20 protein-coding genes are annotated in these 20189 nt (G+C 64.3%); 10 read left to right on the top strand and 10 right to left on the bottom strand.

Annotated elements, in window-relative coordinates:
- Positions 1-2: 2 nt before the first annotated feature.
- Positions 3-617 (bottom strand): NIPSNAP family protein, encoded by a 615-nt coding sequence (locus tag VE25_RS08250; protein WP_046108131.1) that lies wholly within the window; start codon positions 615-617, stop codon positions 3-5.
- Positions 618-728: 111 nt separating this feature from the next.
- Here VE25_RS08250 and VE25_RS08245 point away from each other — a divergent pair, with 111 nt between their 5' ends.
- On the top strand, positions 729-2069 hold the full coding sequence (locus VE25_RS08245; RefSeq protein WP_046108130.1) for a dihydroorotase: 1341 nt from the start codon (positions 729-731) through the stop codon (positions 2067-2069).
- A 5-nt stretch (positions 2070-2074) separates the two neighbouring features.
- Here the strand turns inward: VE25_RS08245 and VE25_RS08240 are convergent, their stop codons facing one another.
- A complete protein-coding gene (locus tag VE25_RS08240) occupies positions 2075-2779 on the bottom strand; it encodes a GntR family transcriptional regulator (protein ID WP_083988804.1) in 705 nt (234 codons plus the stop codon).
- Positions 2780-3030: 251 nt separating this feature from the next.
- Here VE25_RS08240 and VE25_RS08235 point away from each other — a divergent pair, with 251 nt between their 5' ends.
- From VE25_RS08235 to VE25_RS08225, 3 genes are read left to right on the top strand one after another with little or no spacing between them, the layout of a single operon-like run.
- Positions 3031-4104 (top strand): nitrilase-related carbon-nitrogen hydrolase, encoded by a 1074-nt coding sequence (locus VE25_RS08235; RefSeq protein WP_083988803.1) that lies wholly within the window; start codon positions 3031-3033, stop codon positions 4102-4104.
- A 9-nt stretch (positions 4105-4113) separates the two neighbouring features.
- Positions 4114-5445, top strand: coding sequence for a Rieske 2Fe-2S domain-containing protein (locus VE25_RS08230; protein WP_046108129.1), 1332 nt, complete (start codon positions 4114-4116; stop codon positions 5443-5445).
- Positions 5442-6503 carry a PDR/VanB family oxidoreductase gene (locus VE25_RS08225; RefSeq protein ID WP_083988802.1) on the top strand — a complete coding sequence of 354 codons (1062 nt, stop codon included), beginning with the start codon at positions 5442-5444 and terminating at the stop codon, positions 6501-6503. The genes VE25_RS08230 and VE25_RS08225 overlap by 4 nt, the downstream gene beginning before the upstream one ends.
- Here the strand turns inward: VE25_RS08225 and VE25_RS08220 are convergent.
- The 7 genes from VE25_RS08220 to VE25_RS08190 all read right to left on the bottom strand — a co-directional run bounded on the left by VE25_RS08220 (position 6451) and on the right by VE25_RS08190 (position 13213).
- Positions 6451-6936 (bottom strand): RidA family protein, encoded by a 486-nt coding sequence (locus VE25_RS08220; RefSeq protein WP_046108128.1) that lies wholly within the window; start codon positions 6934-6936, stop codon positions 6451-6453. The genes VE25_RS08225 and VE25_RS08220 overlap by 53 nt on opposite strands.
- Positions 6937-6945: 9 nt before the next feature.
- On the bottom strand, positions 6946-7878 hold the full coding sequence (locus tag VE25_RS08215) for a dihydrodipicolinate synthase family protein (protein WP_046108127.1): 933 nt from the start codon (positions 7876-7878) through the stop codon (positions 6946-6948).
- A 51-nt stretch (positions 7879-7929) separates the two neighbouring features.
- The gene (locus VE25_RS08210; protein WP_046108126.1) at positions 7930-8748 is read right to left on the bottom strand and encodes an ABC transporter permease; all 819 of its coding nucleotides are present in this window, start codon (positions 8746-8748) and stop codon (positions 7930-7932) included.
- A gap of 2 nt (positions 8749-8750) precedes the next feature.
- A complete protein-coding gene (locus tag VE25_RS08205) occupies positions 8751-9560 on the bottom strand; it encodes an ABC transporter ATP-binding protein (RefSeq protein ID WP_152664554.1) in 810 nt (269 codons plus the stop codon).
- 50 nt (positions 9561-9610) lie between these two features.
- Positions 9611-10399: an SDR family oxidoreductase gene (locus tag VE25_RS08200; RefSeq protein ID WP_046108125.1), complete on the bottom strand. Its 789-nt coding sequence runs from the start codon at positions 10397-10399 to the stop codon at positions 9611-9613.
- 64 nt (positions 10400-10463) lie between these two features.
- The gene (locus tag VE25_RS08195) at positions 10464-11462 is read right to left on the bottom strand and encodes an ABC transporter substrate-binding protein (protein ID WP_160299965.1); all 999 of its coding nucleotides are present in this window, start codon (positions 11460-11462) and stop codon (positions 10464-10466) included.
- A 176-nt stretch (positions 11463-11638) separates the two neighbouring features.
- Entirely contained in the window at positions 11639-13213 is a 1575-nt protein-coding gene (locus tag VE25_RS08190; protein WP_046108123.1) for an amidohydrolase family protein, read from the bottom strand.
- A gap of 70 nt (positions 13214-13283) precedes the next feature.
- Between VE25_RS08190 and VE25_RS08185 the strand changes: the two genes are divergently transcribed.
- The 6 genes from VE25_RS08185 to VE25_RS08160 all read left to right on the top strand — a co-directional run bounded on the left by VE25_RS08185 (position 13284) and on the right by VE25_RS08160 (position 18968).
- Positions 13284-13976, top strand: coding sequence for a GntR family transcriptional regulator (locus tag VE25_RS08185; protein ID WP_160299964.1), 693 nt, complete (start codon positions 13284-13286; stop codon positions 13974-13976).
- 285 nt (positions 13977-14261) lie between these two features.
- Positions 14262-15107 (top strand): MurR/RpiR family transcriptional regulator, encoded by an 846-nt coding sequence (locus tag VE25_RS08180; RefSeq protein WP_046108121.1) that lies wholly within the window; start codon positions 14262-14264, stop codon positions 15105-15107.
- A 260-nt stretch (positions 15108-15367) separates the two neighbouring features.
- Positions 15368-16405, top strand: a complete 1038-nt coding sequence (locus VE25_RS08175) for a TRAP transporter substrate-binding protein (RefSeq protein WP_046108120.1) — start codon at positions 15368-15370, stop codon at positions 16403-16405.
- Between the two features lie 24 nt (positions 16406-16429).
- On the top strand, positions 16430-16999 hold the full coding sequence (locus VE25_RS08170) for a TRAP transporter small permease subunit (RefSeq protein ID WP_046108119.1): 570 nt from the start codon (positions 16430-16432) through the stop codon (positions 16997-16999).
- Positions 16996-18297 carry a TRAP transporter large permease gene (locus VE25_RS08165; protein ID WP_046108118.1) on the top strand — a complete coding sequence of 434 codons (1302 nt, stop codon included), beginning with the start codon at positions 16996-16998 and terminating at the stop codon, positions 18295-18297. The genes VE25_RS08170 and VE25_RS08165 overlap by 4 nt, the downstream gene beginning before the upstream one ends.
- Positions 18297-18968 (top strand): aspartate/glutamate racemase family protein, encoded by a 672-nt coding sequence (locus VE25_RS08160; protein WP_046108117.1) that lies wholly within the window; start codon positions 18297-18299, stop codon positions 18966-18968. Before VE25_RS08165 ends, VE25_RS08160 begins: the two co-directional genes overlap by 1 nt.
- A gap of 141 nt (positions 18969-19109) precedes the next feature.
- Here VE25_RS08160 and VE25_RS08155 read toward each other — a convergent pair whose 3' ends face one another.
- The gene (locus tag VE25_RS08155) at positions 19110-20168 is read right to left on the bottom strand and encodes an ABC transporter ATP-binding protein (protein ID WP_046108116.1); all 1059 of its coding nucleotides are present in this window, start codon (positions 20166-20168) and stop codon (positions 19110-19112) included.
- Positions 20169-20189: the final 21 nt, after the last annotated feature.

Genomic DNA, 20189 nt, shown 5'->3' with positions numbered 1-20189 from the left:
GCCTACTTAAGGCCGGAAAAGCCGGTCGCAACGAAAAGTTCGGACTGCAGCGCCGTCAGCTTGGCCGAGCCCCCCGGCGGCGGCCAGATGCCTTCCTTGCTGGCCTCCGCCCGCGCCTTCACGCGGTCTTCGATGGTCTTGTAGGGCCAGATGTGGACCATCTTCTGCGGCCCCTCCTCGATCGAGCCCATCACCATCAGGAGCTTGGACATGGCGTTGCGGCGCTCGACGATCTTGCTCCAGGCCTCCGCCGTTTCGGGCAGGCCATTGGGGGCGAGCGTATAAGTGCGGAACTCATAGAAGGGTCCCCATTCGCCCAGCTCGATGGGCTGCATGAAGAACAGCGGCCGGAAGGCCGTGCTCTGCACCCCGCCGAGATAGGGTGCGATGCCGTAAGGGTCATCGGCCTCCATCAGGCGGGCGCGTTCGGTCGCCAGGTCCTGCGGGCTGTCATAGGCGGTGATGAACGCGAACCGGTTGAGCACGCCGAACTCGCACGAGAATGCCCCGAGCGGCGTGCCCGTCGAGGAGAAGCCCTCATAGGTCTTGGGTAAGAGGGGCATCACCGCGCCCAAGGTGTTTGGCAGCAGTGAGAGAATGGTCAGGTCGTAGATCATCGGTCATCCCGAACTTGTCTGTTGCGTCAGGCTTTCCAAACTCGCCCGATCTTGGTACACCATTGGAATTCCGAGTGCACGCCAAAGTTTTGTAATTCGATCGGAGTTGCCATGCTTGACACCTTGATAGCCGGCCGGGTGGTCACTCCCGATGGGATCATCGAGGAGGGCTGGATCGGGATCAGGGGGGAGCGGATCGCGGCTATCGGGGACGGAGAGCCCCCGCAAGCCCGCCGCGCCATCGATCATACCGGCAGCTACGTGCTGCCGGGAACGATCGACGGCCAGACGCATGCGGGAAGTCAGATCGGGTTTGCGGGCCTCGCGCCCACCAGCCGGGCAGCCGTGATGGGCGGGGTGACCACCATCGTCGACATGCCTTATGACGAGCCCGATCCGATCACCACGGCAGCCCTGCTCAAGGACAAGATCGCCGCGGTCGAAGCTTATTCGATCTGCGACGTTGCGCTCTACGGCACCGTGCCGGCGCACCCGAACACCAACGACGTGCAGGCTCTGGTCGAGGAAGGTGTGTGCGCCTTCAAGATCTCTTCGTTCGAAGCTCATCCGCACCGGTTCCCCCGCATCGACAATGCCTCCACGCGCTATCTGATCGAACTCTTGGAACGTTCGGGGCTGCCGCTCGGGCTGCACAACGAGGACCAGGAGATCGTGCGCCGCTTCACGCAGGTTCACCGGGACGAAGGCCGGACCGGGCCGGAGTTCCACAGCCCCAGCCGCCCCGAGGTAGCCGAGCTCGCGGCAACCGCGGCATTCCTGGCGCTGGGGGCCGGGGTCGGCACGCCGCTCCACATCGTCCACATCTCGACGCCCGACGGCTTCGCGCTCGTGCGCCGGGCCCGTGAAACGGGCAAACCGGCAACGGCGGAGATGTGCGTCCACTACCTGCACTTCGATGGCGACGAGGACATGCGACGGCTCGGCGGCCTGCTCAAGGTCAACCCGCCCATCCGCCCGGATCGGAAGGAAGCGCTCTGGTCGGTGCTCGAGCAAAACGGGTGCGCCTTCGTTTCGTCGGACCACAGCGCCTGGCCGCTCGAGCGCAAGAACCTGTCTTCGATCTTCGACGTGGCGGCCGGAATGCCCGGGCTCGAAACACTCCTGCCGGTGTTCTTTTCGGATGCGGCGGAGCGCTATGGCGCGGATGAGGCGGCGCGCCTTTGTGCCTCGCTGCTGGCCGAGCGGCCGGCGGCGTTTTTCGGCCTCTCCCGCAAGGGTCGGTTGCAGCCGGGCCTCGAGGCCGACGTCACCGTGCTGCAGCCGGGCCCTTACCGTTATGATGCCAAAGCGAATCCGAACGGCCCCGGCTGGAGTGCCTACGATGGCGAAACCTTTGCCGCGCGTCCCGTCGCAACCTTCGTGCGGGGCCGGCAGGTCTGGGACGGGGCGGCGATCGCGCCGCAACCGGGGCGCTACGTGCCCCGCGGCTGACCGCGTCAGCGCAGGACGCCGGACAGGCGCTCGATGATGGCGACCTTGACCGTCTCGATATGCTCGGACATTGCCTTGCGGGCACGGTCGCGGTCGCCGCTGGCCACGGCATCCAGCAGCCGGCGGTTTTCCTCGACGCTGAAGCGCGGCGTGATCGGGTTGCGGTAGGCGTTGAACACGTGCGTGCGGCGGCGCAGATCGCGGATCATCGCCGCCATCAGCGGGTTGCCGGCCGCATCGGCGATCTCGCCGTGGAGCATGTCATCGACCTGCCAGATCTCCGAAAGGGTCGGCCGCGGCTTTTTTGCCAGCGTTTCCAGCGCGTCGCGAATCCTGGCGGCGGTCTCCTCCGCAATCTTGCCTGAGGCGAGATAGGCAGCCTCTGCTTCGAGGAGCTGGCGCACGTTGAGGATATCGACGAAGGCTTCGGTCGAAAAAGGGCTGACCGTGACGCCGCGATTGGGTTGCTTGTAAACGAGACCCTCCGCCTCGAGGCGTCCCAGGGCCTCGCGGATCGGCGTGCGGGAGGCGTTGAGGCGTTCAGCCATGCGGCGTTCCGTGATCACGTCGCCGGGCTTCAGCTCGCCCGAGATCAAGAGCTCGATGAGCTGTTCGTAGACCTGCTCGGTCAAGTTGGGCCGCTGCCCGCCTTCGCCGCCAATAAGATCCAGGTCTTCACCGTCGGGGGTTGCGTCCAAGAGTTCACCCATCTCGCATCAGCCTCCTGTTGCTTCCTCTCATATAGGCATAAGCGACAAGGAACACAGCCGGGATATCACTGGTATCCTCTGTAATCAGAAAGATTTACCCATCCGCCTGGCACAAAAAACAGGCACCCTGCCGGCGAGCCTGTGAAATCGGCAGCTTTTTCGTACTCGCCTCTTGCATTGTTCCTCAACTGCGCTAATGCTAGTGGTATACCACTGGCGTGCAATGTTGAAACCACAGGAGGGACACCACCGTGCCGATCAAGCCCTGGCGAGCCACGAGCATTCAGATGCGCAGCGAACGGGCAGCGCAGGCTCCAGACGACGCAACCGCGAAGGCCCTCATCCAGCGCAATGTCGACCGCCTGGTCGGCATGATCGAGGCTGCCTGCGACAGCAACGAAAAGCCCGACCTCGTCGTCTTTCCCGAGTTTGCCATGCAGGGTCCGCCGCTCGGCATGGGCGTGCGCGAATGGATCGCCCGCGCCTGCTCGAGCATTCCCGGCCCGCTGACGCAGCCGCTGCAAGACCTGGCCCGCCGCCGCTCCATTTTCATCTCCGGCAACCTCTTCGAGGCGCCGCCGGAATGGCCGGGCCGCTATTTCAACTCTTCGTTCATCATCGACCGAAGCGGTGAGATCATCCTCAACTACCGCCGGGTGAACACGGCCGCCTTTCCCTCGGTCCACGACTTCATGAGCAGCTACCTGGCGGCCACGCCGCGCGAGCGGGTGTTTCCGGTGGTCGAGACGGAACTGGGGCGGCTCTGCACCATCCCCTGCGGCGAGATCAACGTGCCGGAGGTGGCGCGGGTGATGATGATGCAGGGCGCCGAGGTCATCCTTCATCCCACCAACTCGCCCTATACGGCCAAGCAGGAGGCGGCAAAGCTCTGCCGGGTAGCCGAGAACATGGTCTACCTGATCAGCGCCAACGTTGCCGAATGGATCGGCTTTTCGCCGGACAACACCGTGCCCGGCGGGCGCTCGCACATCATCGATCATCACGGCAAGACCCTCTCCTTCAAAGAGGATCCGGGCGAGAGCACCGCGGTCAGCGCCATGATCGACGTTGAAAAGCTGCGTCGGGACCGCCGTACGGACACCGGGCTCGCCAACCCGCTGCTGCGGGCCCGGTACGAGATGTACGTGCCCTACTACAAGGACGCGCATTTCTATCCGCCCAACTACTTCCTCGACGCGCCCATGGCCCACACCGACGAGGTGCACGGCGCCATCGCCATCGCGCGGCGGAATCTCGACCACGCCGGCGTCCTCGAGCCCCTCCCGGCCGGCGCTCCCGAGCCCGAACCGGCAATCGCCCACTAGGAGAGACCAATGATTACCGCAGAAGAAAACGAACAGCTCTGCCGCGTCGGCAAAGGCACGCTCATGGGCAACTTCTTCCGGCAGTTCTGGCTGCCGGTATGCCTCGGCTCGGAGCTCAAGGCGGATGGCGATCCGGTCCGGCTGATGATCCTTGGGGAAAAGCTCATCGCCTTTCGCGACACCCACGGGCGGGTCGGCGTCTTCGACCACCGCTGCCCTCATCGTTGCGCATCGCTCTTCTTCGGACGCAACGAGCTCGGCGGCATACGCTGCGCCTACCACGGCTGGAAATTCGACGTGACCGGCAAATGCCTCGACCAGCCCAACCTTGAGGACAAGTCCAAGTATCCGGCCGGCACGCCGGCCATAGCCTACCGCGTCAAGGAACAGGGCGGCATCGTCTTTGCCTATATGGGCGAGCGCCAGGACAACCCGCCCGAACTGCCCGAGATCGAAGCCATCATGGGTGAACCGGACGACCGGAACATCGCCCTCACCCATCGCGACTGCAACTACATGCAGGCGCTCGAGGGCGATATCGACACCTCGCACCTCGGCTTCCTCCACGTCGGCGGTATCGACGGCGAAAAGCTCGACCTCAGCAACCCCGAAGTGTTCACGGTCACCGAGAAGGCGCCCAAGATCAACGTCTCGGTGATGCCGTTCGGCACGATGTACTCGGCCCAGCGCAATGCCTATGAAGGCACCGAGCACCACCGGTTCGCCAGCTACATCTTCCCGTTCTGGGTGACGTATCCCTCCGGCGAGATCGACAACAACGTCACCGCCAACGCCTGGGTGCCCATCGACGATTATTCGACGATGATCTTCAACATCGATCTGCGCCGGGCGAGCGGCGGCGGCAAGAAGGGCCTCAAATACAAGGACGGCACCGACGTCGGGGGCCTCGCGCGCCCGCTCGAGTACCTGCCGACGACGACCGATTGGAAGGGGCGTTGGCGGCCCGTCAAGGATGCCAGCAACGACTACGGCATCGACCGCGAATGGCAGCGCAACGGCGACAGCTACACCGGCATCGTCGGCATCCCGCTGCAGGACCAGGCGATCCAGGAGTCCATGGGCCACGTCGTCGACCGCACACTCGAGCACCTGGCCGCTTCCGACCGCATGGTCATCCTCACGCGCCGCGTCATGCTCGACGCAGCCAAGGAATATGCCGAGACCGGAAACCTGCCCGACATCGTCGACCATCCCGAGCTCGCCCGCGACGCCCGCGGCGGCGACATCGTGGTGCCCTACGGCACCGACTGGCTGGAGGGCTACGAAGAGAAGATGGCCGAGATCAAGGGCTACAAGCCCAAGCTCAGCGCGGCCGAATGAGCGAAGGCCTCGACATCGCCATGGCATCCGGCGCGCACGCGTCGGATGTCGCCACACCTGGCGTTTCGGGCGACCATGCGGCAGGACGCCACTCCACGCCTGCCGGAGCGGAGCCGCTCGCCCTGCGGGTCGACGCCATCCGGCAAGTCGCCGAGACGATCCGCTCCATCGAGCTGGTGGCGGATGATGCTGCGGCGCTGCCCGCGTTCACTGCCGGCGCGCATATCAACCTTAAGCTCCCGGGCGGGCTCAGCCGCTCATATTCGCTGATCAACGGGCCGGAGATGCGCGACCGCTACGTCATCGCGGTCAACCGCGACGTCGCCAGCCGCGGCGGGTCCGCCTACATCAACGAGAAACTGCAGGTCGGCGACGTCCTCATGGTCGACCCGCCCCACAACACCTTCCCGCTGGTCGAGGACGCCGAGCTCAGCGCCTTCTTTGCCGGCGGCATCGGCGTCACGCCGATCCTTTCCATGATCCGCCGGCTCGAGGCGTTGGGGCGCCCATGGAAGCTCTTCTATGCAGCGCGCAACCGCGTCAGTGCGGCATTTCTCATCGAACTCGAGGCGCTGGACGCCCGGGAACCCGGCCGCGTGCACCTCCATTTCGACGACGAGGCCGGCAAGGTCATGCCCCTGCTCAAGCTCGCCGCCGGCATCCCGAAGGCCGCGCATGTCTATTGCTGCGGTCCCGCGCGCATGATCGACACGTTCAAGGCGTCCGCCGGCTGGCGGCCGCAGGACAACGTGCATGTCGAGCACTTCGCCGGCACCAACGGACGCCCGACGCAGGACTTCACCGTGGTCTTGAAACGCCAGGACAAGGAGTTCTTCGTGCCCGCCGGACAAAGCATCATGGAGACCCTCGAAGCCAATGGCGTGCGCGTCGCCCATTCCTGTCGCGAAGGGGTGTGCGGCACCTGCGAGACGGTCGTGCTCGAGGGCGAGTGCGACCACAAGGACAACGTCCTGTCGCCGCGCGAGAAGGCGACCAACAAGTTGATCATGATCTGCTGCTCGGGCGCCAGGAGCGACCGGCTGGTGCTGGACCTCTAGGCCTGATCTGGCAGAAGCAGTCGATGGCAACCGGCGAGCCGTTGGGCAGCGAGGCGACGCCATAGGCCATGCGCGCATGCGCCCCGCGCTCGCCGAGGACGTCGAGCAGCAGCTGCGAGCAGCCGTCGATCACCTTGGGGTGTTCGGTAAAGTCCGGCACCGCGTAGACCATGCCCGTGATCCGCACGATCTGCGCCACCCGGCCGAGATCGCCCAGTGTCTCCTGCAGCACCGAAAGAATGGAGAGCCCGACATTGCGGGCGGCGGCCCTTGCAGCCTCGAGATCGAGGTCACGGCCGACCATGCCGCGCAGGGGTCCTCCGGCGGCGTCGCGCGGACCAAATCCCGAAAGGTAAGCCATGTTCCCCACGATCACGGCAGGCCGGTAGGCGCCGGCCTGTGGCGGCGGAGGAGGCAGATCGGCGCGCGTCATGGCAACCGATCAGGCCGCGGCCAGGGAGGCGCCGGCGAGCCGGCGGTGCTGGCGCTCGACCAGGCGGTCGAGCTCGCGATGGTCCTCGGCGCTAAGGCGCGGGCCGGGCGAACGCACATGGGCCGAGGCGATGGCGCCGCGGCGACGCAGCAGCTCCTTGCGCAGCGCAATGCCGATGACCGGTTGCGCCTCATGGCGCAGCAGCGGCAGGTAGATGTCGAAGAGGTCTTCACCTAGATCCGCATTCCCCCTGGCGAAGTGCGCGCATACCTCGACCAGCATTTCCGGGTAGGCGAACCCCGTCATGGCGCCGTAGGCGCCGCGCGCCAGCTCCTGCGGCAAGTAGAGGCCGCCATTGCCGACCAGTATGCTGACCTGCCGGCCGGCAGAAGCGCGCAGGCGCGTGAGCTTGCTGTGGCCCGGCCAATCCTCGTGCTTGAGCATGACGACATTGGCATACCTGTCGAAGATGACGCGCAGGGTGTCGACGGAGATGTTGACGCCGGTGACGAACGGATAGTCCTGCAGCACCACCGGCACGCTGCCGAGGCGATCGAGAACGCCCGAGAAATAACCCTGGATCTGCTCTTCGGTGCGCAGGGTGTTGACCGGAGCCAGCATGACGCCCGCGGCACCCGCGTCCATGGCCTCCTTGGCGAATGCGACCAGAGGGTCGGTGCCAGGCTGGGAAACGCCCACGACCACCGGCACGCGGCCGTCGACGCGGGCCAGATAGCGGTTCATCACCTGCCGGCTTTCATCCGAAGTCAGCTTGTGGGCCTCGCCCATCATGCCGAGGATGGTGATGCCGGTGACTCCCCTTTCCAGGTAGAACTCCACCACCCGGTCGATGCTGGCTTCGTCGACAAGACCGGCATCGGTGAAGGGGGTGACGGCGATGACGTAGACCCCCGAGGCGGTTTCATCCAGCCGGTAGGACATGTGTGGCTCCTCACGTTTCAGGACTGGCGGAGGCAGGATCCTCCGCCTTCGTTATTCGCTTGCGACCACGGCCGTGTTCTTCCACGGCACGACGAGACGCTCCAAGAGCTCGATGATGACAAAGAAGACCATGCCGATCGCCGAGATGACGATGATGGCGGCGAACTGGCGGGCAATGTTGAAGCTCGAACCGGCAACGACGATCACATAGCCGAGGCCGCGGTCGGCACCGATGAACTCGGCAACCACCGCCCCGATCACCGCGAGGACCGTCGCAAGCTTGAGGCCGGCGAAGATGTAGGGCAGCGCCTGCGGCAGGCGGAACTTCCAGAAGGTCTGCCAGGGCGTCGCACCCATGGACTGGGCGAGGTAGAGCATCTCGGCCGACGACGCTTTGAGGCCCACCACCGAATTGATGACGATGGGAAAGAACGAGAGCAGCACCACGATGACGATCTTGGGCGTCAGCCCATAGCCGAACCAGGCCATCAGCAGCGGCGCGATGGCGACCTTGGGGATCGTCTGCGAGGCGACGATCAGCGGGTAGATCGCCCTTTCGGCCACCCGGGAATAGGTGACCAGCACCGCGAGCGGCACGCCGACGGCAATGGCGCAACCGAAGCCGATAAGGATTTCGCTGACGGTGACGCCCGCGTTGATCATCAGGCGCGGCCAGTAGTCGATGATTTCTGCGGCCACGCGCGAGGGCGCGGGCAGGATATAGACCGGCACCTGGTTGATCTGCACCGCGAGCTCCCAGAGGACGACCAGGAGGACCAGGGTCCAGAAGGCCGGAGAGATGTTGCCGAGGACGCGAAGCGAGAGGCGCAAGGGATGTGCCGGCGGAGCGGCTTCGGTGATGGTGGCCATGATCAAACCTCTTCGCGGAAGACGCCGAGACCTTTGAAGATCTCGGTCAGTTCGCGGGTATAGGCGGTGAATTTGAGATCCTCGCGCATCGCCAAGCGCCGCGGACGCGGAAGGTCTATGTCGATGATGCGCTCGACCCGACCGGGGCGCGGCGACATCACCACTACCCGGTCGCTGAGGAACACGGCTTCCGAGATCGAATGCGTGATGAAGAACACGGTCATGGCGTTGTCGGCGCATAGGCGCAGCAGATCGAGTTGCAGCTGATCGCGCGTCATGGCGTCGAGGGCGCCGAAGGGTTCATCCATGAGCAGCAGAGGCGGCTTGTGGAGAAGCGCCCGGCAGATGGAGACGCGCTGGCGCATGCCGCCCGAGAGCTCCTTGGGATAGGCGTTCTCGAAGTCTTGCAGCGACACCATCTTCAACAGTTCGCGGGCCCGCTCGCGAGCCGCCTCGAGCGGCGCCTTGCGGATTTCGGCCTGGATCAGCACGTTCTGCAGGGCGCTGCGCCATTCGAGCAGCACGTCCTGTTGGAAGACGATGCCGACGTCGGAATTGGGCGACGAGATGAGCTTCTCCCCGACCTCGATCTTGCCAAGAGAGTATGGGGTCAGGCCCGACAGCAGCATGAGCAGCGTGCTCTTGCCGCAGCCGCTCGGCCCCACGACCGAGACGAACTCGCCACGACCGATGGTCAGGTCGATGTCGCTGAGGGCGTGGACATCGCCCTTGCGTCCTTTGAACGTCTTGGAAACGCGCGAAATCCGGATGTGAGGCTTGACCGGCGCCGCAGCCTCCACATTCATGCTCATGTCGTTCACCCTTTACCCTCCGCGACGTTGTTGCTGCTGCCAACCCTCCGCTAGATCGAGCGGATGGCTCCCCCGTCGACACGGATGATCGAGCCGGTCACGTAGCTGGCGCCGGCGCCGGCAAGGAAAGCGGCGACGGCGCCGAACTCCTCGACCGTTCCATAGCGCCCGGCTGGTATGCTCCCGGCGGATTCGCGTGCGACGTCTTCCTTTGATCGGCCTGTACGCTCGGCAAGCGCGGTGTCGATGCTGCGCGTCCGATCGGTGGCGATGCGGCCGGGGGCGAGCACATTGACGGTCACGCCGTCGGCTGCAACCTCGCCGGCTAGTGTTTTCATGAACCCGACCAGCGCCGATCGCAGGCTATTCGAGATCGGCAGGTGCGCGATGGGCTGGACGATGCCGCTCGAGGCAATGGTCAGGATGCGGCCCCAGCCGCGTTCGCGCATGGCGGGAGCCACCGCGAGCGTCAGCGCCAGCAACGGGGTGACCATGCGGGCGAACTGGCGCTCTACCTCCTCGACCGAGGTGGCGCTGGGACTTCCCGGCGGCGGTCCGCCGCTGTTGTTGACGAGGATGTCGACCGCGCCCAGCTCACGCCGGGCAGCGGCGGCGATCGCGTCGGCAGCGCCCTCCGCGCCAAGATCGGCAGGCACGATGAAGCAGCGGGAGCGCTGGTCGTCCGGCAGCGCGTCGCGCGCCTCTTCGAGCGCACTCGCCGAGCGAGAGGAGATCGCCACCTGCGCGCCTTCGGCAAGCAGGGCCCTGGCAACGCCGAGGCCGAGCCCCTGGCTGGCGCCCAATACGAGCGCACACTTGTCGCGCAGTCCCAGATCCATCGTGGCGATCCTGTGGTGGAGCGGAAGGCGCCGCGACAGGCGCGGCGCCTCGGTCTCATCGGGTTTATTCAGCGGCCGGCAGGTAGGCGTCGGTATAGACCTCATCGGGGGTGATCTCGCCCGGCTCGACGTCGGCATAGGTCTCCAGCAGCGAAATGGTCAGCTCGAGATCGGCCAGATCGACATAGCCGAAGGGCTTGCCCTCGGTGCTGGCGGTATGGCGGTACTTCTCCATCACCTCAATCTCCTGCGCGATCGCCTCGGCATCGGCGTCCGGGCGGGCCTGCATGAAGTATTCGAGCGCCTCCTGCGGATCGGCCTGCACATCGGCATGCGCTTTGGTCAGCGCACGCAGGTACCCGCGGACCAACTCCTCGTGCTCCGCGAGCCAATCCTTGCGCACGATGACGCTGGAGCCCAGCAGGTTGACGCCGTGGTCGGCAAAGAGGATGGGCTCCTCGATCGGCGAGAACGCCGCCACATGGTCGCCATCCGGGTTGGCCCAGCCATTGATGAAGTCGGCGTCGCCGCGCAGCAGCGCCTGCTGGTAGCTGTCGGTGATGATGATCTCGACCGTGTCCATGTCGATGCCGTTCACCTCGGCGAAGGCCGTGATCATGCCGTCCGAGAGATTGCCCGCCTCGGTGGCGAAACGCTTGCCTTCGATGTCCTTGGGCTCGGTGATGCCCGATCCCTCGAGGGCGATGATCGCCGAGGGATCCTTCTGCACCAGCCCGAAGACGGCGGTGATGTTGTCGAAGTCTGCCGCGGCGGACGCCTGGACCAGGGCACCAAGCCCGGCATTGCCGAGCTGGACGCTGCCGTTGCCGACCGCCTGGATCGTGCCGGTGCTGCCGTCGCCGTCGATGATCTCGACGTCGAGGCCCTCTTCCTCGAAATAGCCCTTGCCGAGAGCGACAAAGAACGGCGCGTCGATGCCGCCGGCAAGGAACGCCAGGCGGACCGTCACCGGCGTCAGCTCCTGAGCGTGGACCGGGCCTGCAAAGGCGCCGGCCAGCGCAATGCCCGCGGCCCAATATGCGCTCTTCCTGATGTGTTTCATGTTCATCCCCGTTTCGCCAATCCCCTTGGCATTCAGATGGTATGCCAAGGGAATATCGGGTGTCAACCATGGTTGTTGATATCCTGTGCAGGATATTCCGGTGCCTACCAAATATGCAAACGTCGATTGCGCAAGGGTGACCTGCCGGACGCTCTCCAGTCCGTGGCAGCTTGCCGTCAGCGGCCGTTGAGCCGGTACCAGGGTTCCCCCGAAGGAAGCTCCCAGTCTCGGTAAAAAGCCTTGATATGAGGCAGGATCTTCTTGGAGAATTCCGCGCGGGCTGCCTCCTCTGCGCGCAGCGGGCGATCGAGGTCCGCCGAGAGGGCAGCCAGGGCCGCGTCCCGGTCGACAAAGGTGAACCGGCCGTCACGGTAGACGGCCCGGCCCTCGATCATGGTGGCGATGACGTGCGCGCTCTTGGCGCGGTAGACGAGAGCAGAGACGGGATCCGCGGCCTCGTCGAGGTAAGGATAGGCGAGCTTGCGGTAGTCGAGGACGACGAGATCGGCGCGCTTGCCGACCGCGATGCTGCCGATCTCGTCGCCAAAGCCGATCGCGCGGGCACCGTTTTCCGTTGCCATGCGGAAGATTTGCGCCGGGGTGACGGTCTGCCGGTAGAGGCCGGGTTCGCAGTGCAGGTGCTTGACCAGCCGCATCTCCTGCAGCATGTCGCGATCGTCGTTGAGGCCGGCTTCGTCTATGCCGAGGGCCACCGGGATGCCGCGCTCGAGGAACGCATTCACCGGCGCGATGCCGCTGCGCAGCCGCAGGTTGGAACTGGCATTATGGCAGATGCAGACGCCGTGGCGATGGATGAGGTCGAGGTCGGCCTCGTCGATCCAGGTGCCGTGGCCGAGCGTCAGGTGCGGACCGAGAAAGCCGATGTCGGCCAGATGCGCCACGGACGATTTGCCGAACCGGCGGCGCGAGAACTCCTTCTGGTAGGCGGTCTCGGACAGGTGCAGGTGAATGCCCATGCCGTAACGCTGGGCCCATTCGGCCGTCAACGTCAGCAGCCGGTCGGACGCGCGTTCCAGGTTTATGGGCGCGAGCCACAGGCGGACCAGCGGATCGTTGCGGACGCCGAAGCGCTCCATCATCGGCAGCAAATACTCGGTCTCGAAGTCCTCCAGCCGGAAGTGCGTCGGCGCGAGGAACGACCGGGTTTCATCCTGCAGCCCGACCGGCAGGCTTTGGACGAAGACCTCGTCGTCGGCATAGACCAGCCGGTGCTGGTCCCGGTTGCAGAACGCATAGCTGACGCGCATGCCGAGGTCTCGGTAGGCGTTGATCACCGCGCTCGCCGTCTCCGGCCACGCACCGACCGGTGCCGCTTTCATCCGTCCCAGATGCTGCACCGCGGTCACGCCCGAGGCGACCAGCTCGAAGGCGGAAAAGAGCGTATCGAGATAAAGATCTGGAATCTTGTGACGGATCTGGTGGGTCAGCCAGAGTTCCAGAGGCAGATCCGGGCTACCGAGCTGCACCGGCGTGACACCGACATGGTGGTGGCTGTTGACGAAACCCGGCACGACCAGGGCGTCGGGACCGCCCAGCACCTCGAGGCCGGGATTGGCGCCGACGATCTCGGCAAAGCTGCCGATCTGCGCGATTCGGCCATCGACCTGCAGCAGGGCTGCGTTCTCCAGCGTCTCGACCCGATGGTCATCCAGGGCCCTGAGCAGCATATAGCGGCCATGTACGATCGACCGTCCCGCCGCAGCCGCGCTCGCTCCCGAACCAATTTTCATCCCGATACCCCATTCATCTTTCAGTCGAGAATATGGTATGGCATTGGTGTACCAATTCAATGGGGGTCGCGTGAGCATTTCCCAAACTGGCGCCGAAGTCGTCTCCATGCTCGATACCGCCGAGGCGACGAGCCTCAGCGAGCTCGCCTACACACGCCTGCTGGACCTTATCCTGTCGGGCCGGATTCCGCCCGGCACCATGCTGCAGGAGCGAAGGCTTGCCGACATGCTGTCGATGTCACGCACGCCGCTGCGCGAGGCGCTGAGCCGGCTCGAGGCAGAGCAGATGATCACCCGCAGTCACGGCCGGGCGCCGGTGGTGAGCAATGTGGGGATCGAGAACTTCATCTTCACCCTCGATATGCGCCGCATCCTCGAGGTTGAGGCGGCGGGACGCGCCACCGGCCGCCTGACGCCCGAGCTTGTTGCACAGGTGACCGCCAGCATCGAGACGCTGATGGACATTCCCGCGCCCACGCCCGCCCAGCACTGGGCGGTGGATGATCTCGTGCATGGCGCCATCGCCGATGCGGCCGGCAATCCCCTCGTCGCCGCCACGATCCGTGACCTGCGGCGCCGCACGCGGTTGTTCAATACTGCCCGCATCCCGAAGCGCCTGATGCCCGGCGCCTCCGAGCACCTCACAATGATCAATGCCGTCGCCGGTAACGACCCCGAAATGTCGCGCCAGGTTATGGGCCGGCACATCGACAACGTGCGCGACGCCATTATCGAATTCCTGCTCGGTTCGAAGCGCACCTAATACGCGCTATGCGGGCGCATCTCTATGGTCGATACCGCTGATCAGCGCTTAATCACGATAGGTCGTATGTCCGCCTTTAGGATAGCACAATGCAGGAGCGGATGACGAAAATGGCGCGCGCTTCAGACCATACTTCTGAGGCTGGGCTTGCCGAACGGATCGTCAACGTCGGGTCGGAAGGCAGATGCATCGCCTACGATCGCGGGCTCCCGATTTCAGAAGCCACTTTATCGCGGACTTCCCCTACGCTAGCGTCGATGAAACCTCAGTTTCAGGAGCGCGTGCGTGAAACAGGCTTTGCCGAAGACCTTCCTCGGTCGCATCCGGGCCGCACTGCCGGACTTACATCCTGCCGAACGGCGGCTGGGCGAATTTCTCTGCGACTTTCCCGGGGAACTGGCAAGCTATGATGCCCAGGAACTGGCGCGGCTGGCCAACGTGTCCAAGGCAACGGTGTCGCGGTTCGTGCGACGACTTGGTTATGCCAGCTATGACGAGGCGCGCCGTCATGCCCGCGAAGACCAGCGATCCGGGTCCCGCCTGTTCCTCGGCCATCCCGGCGACGCCAATCCCGAGGCACCGCTGCTGGCGGCCATCGAACAGAGCAAGGCCAACCTCGATCAGACCTTCACGACCATTCCCCAGGCCGAGATCGATGCGGTGGCCAAGGCTATGCTCGGGGCTCGCAAGGTGTGGATCGTCGGCTTTCGTGCGAGCCATCCGCTGGCCGACTACCTGCGCTGGCAGCTGACCCAGGTGATTGAGAATGTCGTCTCCATTCCGGGCGGCGGTGAGACGCTGGGCGAGCATCTGGCGAGCGTCTCCGCCGACGATTGTGTCATCGTCCTGGGGCTGCGCAGGCGGGTCGCCGGCATGGAGGCCTTGCTGGACTACCTGGCCGCGAGCAAGGCACCGCTGGCCTATGTGACCGACGAGGGCATCGAGCCCGATCGCCGGGCCCGGTGGCACCTGCGCTGCCACACGGCCTCGACCGGCCCGCTGTTCAACCATGTCTCGGTGATGGCGCTGTGCCATGTGCTGATCACCCGGACGATCGACCTGTCGGCCTCGACCGGCCGGAACCGGCTGCGCCGCATCGAGGCAGCCAATGACAGCCTCAACGAACTCTGACTGCCGCCTTATTTAGCAATGGTGTAGCGATTTGCTGAAACTCTAGTCAGTATCTTCGTCCTTAGCGAAACCAGAATTTCGTCTTCCATCCCGTAAGTAGCTTACTTATCTACGAAATCACAGTTTCATACACTGTTGGCATGAAATCTGCATCGCTTGTCATGCCAGCCATCCCGGTTGGCGGCCCCTTCGGGGCTTCAGGGATAGACCGCCACATGGTTTCCGGACCGGTAGCGGCACTGACCAGGAAGGCAACTGATATGATCAACCGTTCGATCCTGACAGCCTTGGCCGTCGCCGCGCTGTTCGCTCCCGCCGCCTATGCGCAGTCGCTGTCGTTCAAGGTGCTCGGCCAGCCCGCCGGCTCAGGGCTTATCGCCCAAAACAAGGAGCAGCCCTTCTTCGAGGCGCTGGCAGCAAATACCGGTCTGGATGTGTCCGTGCAGTACCTACCGGTCGATGTGGCTGGCATTCCGGATTCTGATGGTCTGCGGGTTCTCAAGTCGGGCCTGTTTGATATCGTCTCCATACGCGGCCCGCAGGTGAGCCGTGACGAACCTTCGATCCTGGGTTTCGATCTGATCGGCCTCAATACCAGCTATGAAAGCGGCAGAGCGCATATCGACGCCTTCTACGATACGGTTGACCAGCGCCTGCAAACCCAGTTCAACGCTAAGCTGCTCGGCGTCTGGCCTGCCGGCCCCCAGATCATCTTCTGCAAGCCTGAAATCTCGGGGCTGGCGGACCTCCACGGACTCAAGGTTCGCGTCGGCGACCAAAGCGCTGCCAACTTCATGGCGGGCCTCGGCGCCACAGGCGTGCCGATGCCGTTTGGCGAAGTGCAGCAGTCGCTGGCACGCGGCGTCGTCGACTGTGCGGTGACCGGCCCGGCGTCGGCCAATTCGGGCGGCTGGCCGGAATCCACCACCACTGTCCTTCCACTCGCGTTGCAGATGGCCGTCAACGGCTATGCCATTAACCTCAACAAGTGGAACGCCATGTCCGCCGAGGACCAGGGCAAGCTGCAGACGGCGATCACAACCCTGACTGACGACATCTGGACCTATTCCGAGGAGCTGTATGCCGACGCCATGCGCTGTAACAGCGGCGAGACGCCCTGTTCGCTGGCAACCTCGTATGCGCTGAAGCGGGCGACGGTTTCAGAGGCCGACGCGGCGACCGTCGCGGCCGCGGTGAGCGAGGTGTCATTGCCGGTCTGGGCCGAGCAGTGCAACGCGGTTTTCGCCGAGTGCGAAGCCAGGTGGCGCGAGACGGTCGGCGTACAGCTCGGCCTCTGACTCCAGCCAGGTGGGAGAAGATCCATGAAACGCATAGCGCAACTGTCTGGCATCACCTTTGGTGCGATCATGATCGCGCTGTCATTCGCGATTGCCGCAGAGACCATCCTGCGGAAGTTCTTCTCCCACTCCATGGGGGGCATCGACGAGCTAGGCGGCTATGCTGTCGCGGTCGTCGCGCCACTGGCCTTCCTCGTCACCGCCTATGAACAGGCCCATATCCGCATCAATGTCCTGCATGGCAAACTGCCGTTGCGGGCACGGGCCATGCTCAACGTGGCGGCGGCGGTGTCCCTGGGCCTGCTGGCGCTGTTCCTGCTCTACTTCACATTCAATACGGTTCAGGACACGCTGGCTTATCGCTCCATCGCCCAGACCCCCTGGGCAACGCCGCTGATCTATCCGCAATCGGTCTGGCTGGTTGCCATGCTGGCCTTCACCATCGGCACGATCGCCATCGCGTCGCGCGCCACCCTGCTGGCCATCCGGGGTGACTGGACGACGCTGGACCGAAGGTTCGGGCCCGGTTCACCACAGGATGAATTGGAGGCCGAATTGGCCGACCTCAAGACGCGCGACGGGTTGCAGCAATGAGCATCACCATCGTTGGTATAGGCTTTGCCATCATGCTGACCCTTATGTTCCTAGGCATTCCGGTGGCTGTCGCCATCGTCGCCGTGGGGGCGCTTGGGGGGATGGTGTTCTACGGCATGCCGCTCGTCGACATGATGGGCGGCGTGGTCTGGACCAGCTTCAATTCGCCCTCGATCCTGGCCATCCCGCTGTTCATGCTGCTGGGCGAACTGCTGCTGCGCGGCGGCATTGCCGACAAGATGTTCGACGCATTCGCCGTGTGGTTCGATCGCCTGCCGGGTGGCCTGCTGCATACCAATATCGCCACCAGCGCCCTGTTTTCGGCGACGTCCGGATCGTCGGTGGCGACGGCCGCAACCGTGGGCACCATCGCACTGCCCGCCCTCAACCAGCGCAATTATCCGATCAGCGCCTCACTGGGGTCGTTGGCGGCAGGCGGAACGCTGGGCATACTGATCCCGCCCTCGATCAACCTGCTGGTCTATGGCTCGCTAGCCAATGCCTCGGTGGGGCAACTGTTTGCCGCCGGGCTGATCCCCGGCATCCTGCTGGCGCTGTGCTTCTCGCTCTATATCGCCATCTTCCAGAGCAACAGCGGACGCGATGTCGAACTACCTAAACTCTCGCTGCGCACCAAGATCGGCTATCTCAAATACCTCTTCCCGCCCCTCCTGATCTTCGGGGTAGTGATGGGCTCCATCTATGGCGGACTGGCAACACCAACCGAATCCGCGGCGCTGGGCGTGGTCATCGCCCTGGCCATCGTCGGGACAATGAAGCGGCTCACCTGGGCGCTGCTGCTCAACTGCTGCATGCAGGCGGCGCGCACCACCGGCATGACCGTGATCGTGCTCAGTTGCGCGTTGCTGCTCAACGTCACCATTTCGATGCTGGGGGCTACACAGGTGGTCACGCAATGGGTGGTGGGGTTCGGGCTGGAAGCCTTCACCCTGCTGCTGGTGCTGATCGCCTTCTATGTGGTGCTGGGCATGTTCATGGATGCGATGTCCATGCTGGTGCTGACCGTGCCGATTGCCGTGCCGATGGTCGCCGCCGTTGGCGTCGATCCGATCTGGTTCGGCATCTTCATCATCCTGATGTGCGAGATCGCCCTCATCACGCCACCTGTCGGCATGAACCTCTTCGTGGTGCATGGCCTCAGGCGCGATGGCGGCAGTTTCAACGATGTGGTCAAGGGCGCGCTGCCTTATGTCGGGGTGCTGATCGGCTTCGTCATCCTCATCATGCTGGTGCCTGATATCGTCATGTGGCTGCCCGACCGGCTGGCGGGGCGGTGATGGATCGCGCTAACCATCCCATGACCAGCAGGCGACTGCTGGTCATTAATCCCAATACCAATGCTGCCATGACCGAGCGGGTGCGCCGGGCGGCCGAGGCCTGTGCCCCGGCGGGTACAGCACTGGATGTGGTCAACCCGAAGCTGGGACCCTTCGCTATCGAGACGCCGCAGGATCGCGCCGCTGCGGTGCCGCATGTGCTGGAGCTTATCGGCCGGGCGGCTGGCGCCTACGATGGCTTTATCCTCGCCTGTTTCGACGACATCGCCATTGCCGAAGCTCGTCTGGCGCTGGCCGCGCCGGTCATCAGCATGGCCGAAGCCGGGATCAGAGCTGCCGCCGTGCGCCATGCAAACTTCGACGTCGTAACCACGGTCGAGGCGGCAGTGCCCACCATTGCGGCGCTGGTGCAAACTTACGGCATGAGCGGCCGCTGTTCGGTGCGCGCGACTGGTATCGGCGTGTCCGAAACTGCCGCCATGACCGAGAGAGCCGAGGCCGCTTTGGCCGCCATGGTAGAGGCATCGCGGGCGTCCGGTTCGGGCGCTGTCGTTCTGGGTTCGGGCGCCTATGCAGGGCGACGCCAGCAATTGACCCAGGCTTTCGCCATACCCTTCATCGACGGCTTGGAAGCGGCGCTGGACTATTGCGAGACGGCAGCCTTCAACTAGCGTCCATCGGCCGCAGCTTGGGATAGCGGAAGGGCGCTGCTAGCGACCGATTTGGGCGCAATGCAGAATTTGCGCCCCTTGGGGCATGCTGCTCATAGCTGAAAATCTGGATTATGGTGGCGGGGTGGACCTAAGATTCGGCTATATCGCGAGCCGATTGCCAGTCATTTGGTCAAAGAAGTAGGTGTCGCCCTTCTCTAGTGAAAGCTGAACAGCCTGACCGTCTGTCAGCATCACCCGTTCCCGCAGCAGGCAGACGATTTCGTCGCTTCCGGCGGTCAGCACCGCGAATGTCTCCGAACCGGTCGGCTCAACCACCTTGACCTGGGCGTTGACCCCTGTTGCGGCAATGGTGATGTGCTCGGGCCGTTTGCCCAGGAGGAACTGGCTGCCTTCGGCAACGCCTAAGGGGGCCTGCAGCCCCGTCGGCGGGCCGGAGCGTAGGAAAACCGTGCCGCCTTTATTCACCACCGGCAGCAGGTTCATCGAGGGGGAACCGATGAACTGGGCTACGAAGCTGTTGGCGGGATTGTCGTAGAGTTCAAGCGGGGTGCCATATTGCTCCACCTTGCCGGCCTGCATGACGACAATCTTGTCCGCCATGGTCATGGCTTCGACCTGATCGTGGGTGACATAGACGATCGTTGTGCCGAGCCGCTTGTGGAGGCTCTTGATCTCGGCGCGCATGGCTACGCGGAGCTTGGCGTCGAGATTGGAAAGCGGTTCGTCGAACAGGAAGACCTGCGGATTGCGCACGATCGAGCGGCCCATGGCGACGCGTTGGCGTTGTCCGCCGGAAAGCTGGCGGGGATAGCGGCCCAGGAGATCGGTTAGTCCGAGGATTTCCGCGGCCTCGGCCACGCGCCGTTTCTTCTCTTCGGTGGGCGCCTTGGCCAGGGTCATGGAGAAGGCCATGTTTTCCGCCACAGTCATGTGCGGATAAAGGGCGTAGTTCTGGAACACCATGGAGATATCCCGGGCCTTGGGCGGCAGGTCGTTGACCACCCTGTCCCCGATCCGGATCGTCCCCTCGGTGATGTCTTCCAGTCCGGCAATCATCCTTAGCAGTGTGGACTTGCCGCAGCCGGAGGGGCCGACCAGGACCACGAATTCGCCGTGTTCGATATCGACCGACACGCCATGCATGACCGCCACGCCACCGTAGGACTTCTTGACGTCTTCAATGCGTACTGGAGCCATGGTGCTCTCCTCTCAAGACGT

Source organism: Devosia geojensis, from assembly GCF_000969415.1.
Lineage (GTDB): Bacteria > Pseudomonadota > Alphaproteobacteria > Rhizobiales > Devosiaceae > Devosia > Devosia geojensis.
Note: the sequence above shows the minus strand (reverse complement) of the source record. Positions and strands in the feature narration are given on the sequence as shown.